Consider the following 4,660-nt stretch of genomic DNA (forward strand, 5'->3'; position numbering starts at 1 on the left):
GCGATGGTGACCGACATCTGGGCGCCGAACAGGTTGCGACCGATGGCCATGGTCAGCAGCAGCATGCCGATGACGGCCACGTAGACGGGAAGCGCGAGCGTCCGCAGCCAGCGGTAGTCGATGCTGGCGGCCACGAAGAACAGCGTCAGGCCGATGACGGCCCAGATCACCGTCTTGGCCGTCTGCGACATGCCCTGCCCGGCCCCCGGGTCATTGAAGGCGGCCGAATAGCCCATGACGATGCCGAAGCTGATCAGCAGGAGCACGTACAGCAGCAGTTGGACGTCGAAGTGGCGCCAGTCGCGCGCCCTGAACGTCTCAACAAATGCTGTAGTCGTGGCACCCATCGGTCAGTTCCCGGCCACCAGGCTGAAGTCGTTCGGGTCGAGGCGCAGGTCCTGGCCCAACCCGAAGTGGAGTTGCAGGAAGTACTTCACGACCTCGGTCGAGACGTTGCCGGGCACGACGGCCGAGTAGCTGAAGGCCGCGACCGCCAGGTCGGCGTCGGTCGCGCCCGCCTCGCTGGGCAGGTAGGCCACGAACCAGGAGTGGAACGGCAACGTTCCGCCCTCGGTCGGCGCGCCGAACTCGGCGGTACCGGTCTTGCCGGACAGCGCCCCGGGCAGGTCCAGGTCGCGGATGTTGTAGGCGTGGCCCGTGGTGATGACCTCGCGCGCCCCGATGCGCATCGTGCGCAGCGACGCATCCGACGCGGCCAGCTGGCGGATACGCTGCGGCTCGTAGGCACGGACCAGGTTTCCCGCGTCGTCGGCCTCGCCGCGAACGATCATCGGGCGCATCAAGTTGCCGCCATTGGCGACCGCCGCGTAGGCGTCGAGAACCTGCAGCGGCGTGACGGCGATGACGTTCTGGCCGATGCCCGCCTGCGCCACCTCGCCGGTGAACACGCCCTGGCGCCCCTGGCGGCGGGCCCATTCGGTGCTGGCCACGATGCCGGCCGCCTCGCCTGGCAGCCTGATGCCGGAGAGCTCGCCGAATCCCAGGTCGTTGGCCCAGCGCGCCAGGGGATCAATGCCGGTGTGCACCGCCATCTGGTAGAAGAACGTATCCGAGCTGATGGCGAAGGCGTCGATCATGTCCAGCTTGCCGAAGCCCGCCCGATTCCAGTCGTACAGGCACTCGCCCTCGGGCGCGCCGGGGATCTGGTAGCAGCCGTACGTCTGCCACAGCTGGTCCGGCGTGGTCACCCCCTCCTCCATGGCGGCGATGCCGGTGACCAGCTTGTACGTCGACCCCGGCGGATAGATGTCGCTGATGGCGTGGTTGCGCAACGGATTGGTCGGATCGGCCAGGTAGGCGTTGTAGTCGGCTGCGCCGATGCCGGTGGCGAACTTGTTGTTGTCGTACGCCGGCAACGACACCATGGCCAGGATCTCGCCGGTCTGGGGGTTCATGACGATGATGACGCCCTGGCTCACGTGGGCCGCGTCCATGCCCCACTGCAGCGCCCGCGTCGCCTCGCGCTGGGTCACAGCATCGACCGTCAGAACCAGGTTCGTGCCCGGCATCGGCTGGCGGATGGAATCGATCACGCGCACCTGCCGACCACTGGCATCGCGCTGGACCAGCCGTGCGCCGTAGGTGCCGCGCAGCACGGCCTCGAACGAGACCTCGACGCCAGCCTTGCCGATCGGGTCGTCTCGCAGATAGCCGGCGCTCGCCAGGCGGGCGAACTCGGCGGCGTCGATCGGGCCGGTATAGCCGACGACGTCGGAGAGCAGCGCGCCGCCGATCGCCCCGGTTTCGTCGAGGTACTGGCGGACCGGGTCCACGCCCACCACCACGCCCGGAAGTCGATCGGCCTCCTCCGACAGCAGCAGCGCGGCCTGCCGGGACACCCCGCGCACGAGCGGCACTAGGTCGAAGGGTGAGCCGGAATACCCGTCGATTCGCGCGCCCAGCGCGCCGGACGAGGTGCCCGTCAGTGCGGCGACCCGACCCAGGATCCGTCCGCGCTCCGTCTCGGGCAGGTCCGCCGGCCGGATGCTGACGGTCCACGACGGCACGTTCACCGCCAGCGGACGCCCCGCCCGGTCGAACAACAGGCCGCGCGGCGCGGGGATCGGGACCTCGAGGGTCCGATCGGCGGCCACACGGTCGGCGTACACGGCAGCTTGCAGCACCTGCAACTGGAACAGCCGGCCGCCCAGCGTGAGCAGCAGCACCGCGGCGGCCGCGCCGAAGGCGACGAATCGCGGGCGCGAGCGCGCCAGGTCGAGACGGCCGTCGTTCACATCGGCCATGGGCTCACCACGTCCTGACCGCGTCTGGCGCCCAGCGGGCCAGGGCGGCCCGCGTCGGATACAGCGCCAGCCCGACCAGGGTGCCGTTCAGCACGGCTGCCACGACGATGACGTCGAACGGAATCGCGCCGATGGGCGCGCCATCCACGAGCCCTCGCACGCCGAGGGACACCAGGTCAGCGACGACCGAACCGGCGACGCCCGACACGATCGGGTAGACCGGGTTCCAGCGGCCGATCAAGCGGCCCAACCCGGCCACTCCGGCCGCGACGATGAGCATCGCCAGCGGGAGGGATCCGAGCGGTTCCCCCACCAGCAGGTTGGCGGTGAGGCCGGCCACGAAGGCCCAGGTGATGCCGGGCCCGAAGCCAGCCACGGTGCCGGCCAGCACGACGCCCACGAGCACGAGGTTGGCCTTGACATCCCCAACCACGATGACCGGGGCGAGCGCCGCGTGCACGATCCCCAGGACGATCGCCAGAAGCGGGCTGAGATACGTGATGGCTGTGCCCCCTGGGTCTTGCGGTCGGGTGGGCGGGCGAGGTCAGTCTAGCGCAGTGATTCACGTGAAACATGGGTGTGGATAACCTGGTTGCGGGGGCCACCAGCGCGTCCGGTTCAAGCGGCAACCGGCCGTTCGCAGTACAATGGGCGAGCCCATCTGAACTCGCACCGGAGCGCTCGTGGTCCGGATCACGGCCTGCACAAACCAGAAGGGCGGCGTCGGCAAGACGACCACGGTGATCAACCTGGCGGCCTACCTCGCTCTGTCCGGAACGCGCACCCTCGTCATCGATCTCGACCCGCAGGGGAACGCCACCAGCGGCCTCGGCGTGGACCGGCGGAACGTCAAGCGCTCCGCCTACGAGGCGCTCGTCGACCGCGCGCCGATCGGGGAACTGGTGCTCCACACCGGGATCGACGGGCTCGACCTGGTCCCGTCCAGCTCCGCACTGGCGGGGGCCGAGGTGGAGTTGGTGGGCGCAACGGTCCGGGAACGCCGGCTGGCCGCCAGCCTGTCGGACGCGGACCTGCCATATGAACGGGTGCTGATCGACTGTCCGCCGTCGCTCGGCCTGCTGACCCTCAACGCGCTGACGGCCGCCGACGGGGTGCTGATCCCGATCCAGACCGAGTACTACGCCCTGGAGGGCCTGAGCCAACTGGTGAACACCATCCGACGCGTCCGAGAGAGCCTCAACCCACACCTGGAGATCGACGGCGTGCTGCTGACGATGTACGACGCGCGCACCAACCTGTCGGCGCAGGTCGCCTCGGAGGTCCGGCGCCACATGAACGGGACCGTGTTCCGCACCGTCGTCCCGCGCTCGGTGCGCCTGTCCGAGGCGCCCAGCCACGGTCTGCCGATCGCCCTGTACGACCCGGCCTCGCGCGGCGCCAGCGCCTACCGCGAATTGGCGGGCGAGGTCGTGGCGCGTGGCTAGCATGCCGGCGCACGGGCGTTCCTTCGGCCTGGGCCGCGGCCTCGACGCACTGATCCCGACCGGGTCGGAGGAGCGGGCGGTCCTGCAGCTGCCGCTCGATCGCGTCTCGGCCAACCCCGACCAGCCGCGAACCTCGTTCACCGATGAGCCCCTCGGCGAGCTGGCAGCGTCCATAGCCGTGCACGGCGTCCTGCAGCCGATCATCGTGCGCGCGCTGGCCGACGGGGGCTACCAGCTCATCGCCGGCGAACGTCGACTGCGCGCGGCGCGCATGGCCGGCCTCGACGCCATACCGGCCATCGTGCGCGAGGCGCCGGCGGAGTCATCGCTCGAACTGGCCCTGATCGAGAACCTGCAGCGCGCCGACCTCAACCCGATCGAAGTTGCGTTGGCCTATCGCGAGCTCATCGACCGCTTCGGCCTCACCCACGAGGCGGTGGCACGCCAGGTCGGCAAGAGTCGCGTCGCGGTCAGCAACGCGCTGCGACTGCTGGACCTGGCACCCGCCACCCGCGCGGCCATCGTGGACGGACGCATCAGCGAGGGCCACGGTCGCGCGCTGGCCGCCATCACCATCGCTGAGCTGCAGCATGCGGTCCTCGACGTGGTCGTCGAGCGCGGCCTCTCGGTGCGCCAGACCGAGGAGCTGGTCCGCCGCAAGCGCAGCGAGCAGACCGGACGGCAACGCGCGGCACTGACGCCGGACCTGCTCGATCTCGAGGCTCAGCTGCGTGGCGTGCTGGCAACCAAGGTGGGCATCGTTCGCACGCGACGCGGTGGACGCCTGGTGATCGAGTTCTACTCCGACGAGGAGCTCGATCGGCTGTATTCGATCATCACCCGCGGTGCCGGCGGCACCAACACCGATACCGCCGTCCCCGTCCATCCCGACCACGAGGTCCCCCCGTCCCCATGACCGTCGAACAGGCACCGAGAGCACCGAAGTCGCGC

At 69.9% G+C, this 4,660-nt stretch carries 5 protein-coding genes; 2 read left to right on the plus strand and 3 right to left on the minus strand.

Annotated elements, in window-relative coordinates; translation table 11 throughout:
• The 3 genes from IT306_00005 to IT306_00015 form a co-directional block, all read right to left on the minus strand.
• The coding region (locus tag IT306_00005) for an FtsW/RodA/SpoVE family cell cycle protein (protein MCC7366774.1) at window positions 1-347 on the minus strand (347 nt) is incomplete at its 3' end.
• Between the two features lie 3 nt (window positions 348-350).
• Entirely contained in the window at window positions 351-2,264 is a 1,914-nt protein-coding gene (gene mrdA, locus IT306_00010; protein MCC7366775.1) for a penicillin-binding protein 2, read from the minus strand.
• 4 nt (window positions 2,265-2,268) lie between these two features.
• Window positions 2,269-2,724, minus strand: coding sequence for a hypothetical protein (locus tag IT306_00015; protein MCC7366776.1), 456 nt, complete (start codon window positions 2,722-2,724; stop codon window positions 2,269-2,271).
• A gap of 223 nt (window positions 2,725-2,947) precedes the next feature.
• On the opposite strand from IT306_00015, the gene IT306_00020 reads away from it, so the two are divergent.
• Both IT306_00020 and IT306_00025 read left to right on the plus strand, forming a co-directional pair.
• Entirely contained in the window at window positions 2,948-3,709 is a 762-nt protein-coding gene (locus IT306_00020) for a ParA family protein (protein MCC7366777.1), read from the plus strand.
• Window position 3,710: 1 nt separating this feature from the next.
• Entirely contained in the window at window positions 3,711-4,625 is a 915-nt protein-coding gene (locus IT306_00025; protein MCC7366778.1) for a ParB/RepB/Spo0J family partition protein, read from the plus strand.
• The last annotated feature ends 35 nt before the right edge of the window (window positions 4,626-4,660 follow it).

It is taken from the genome of Chloroflexota bacterium (genome assembly GCA_020850535.1).
Lineage (GTDB): Bacteria > Chloroflexota > UBA6077 > UBA6077 > JACCZL01 > JADZEM01.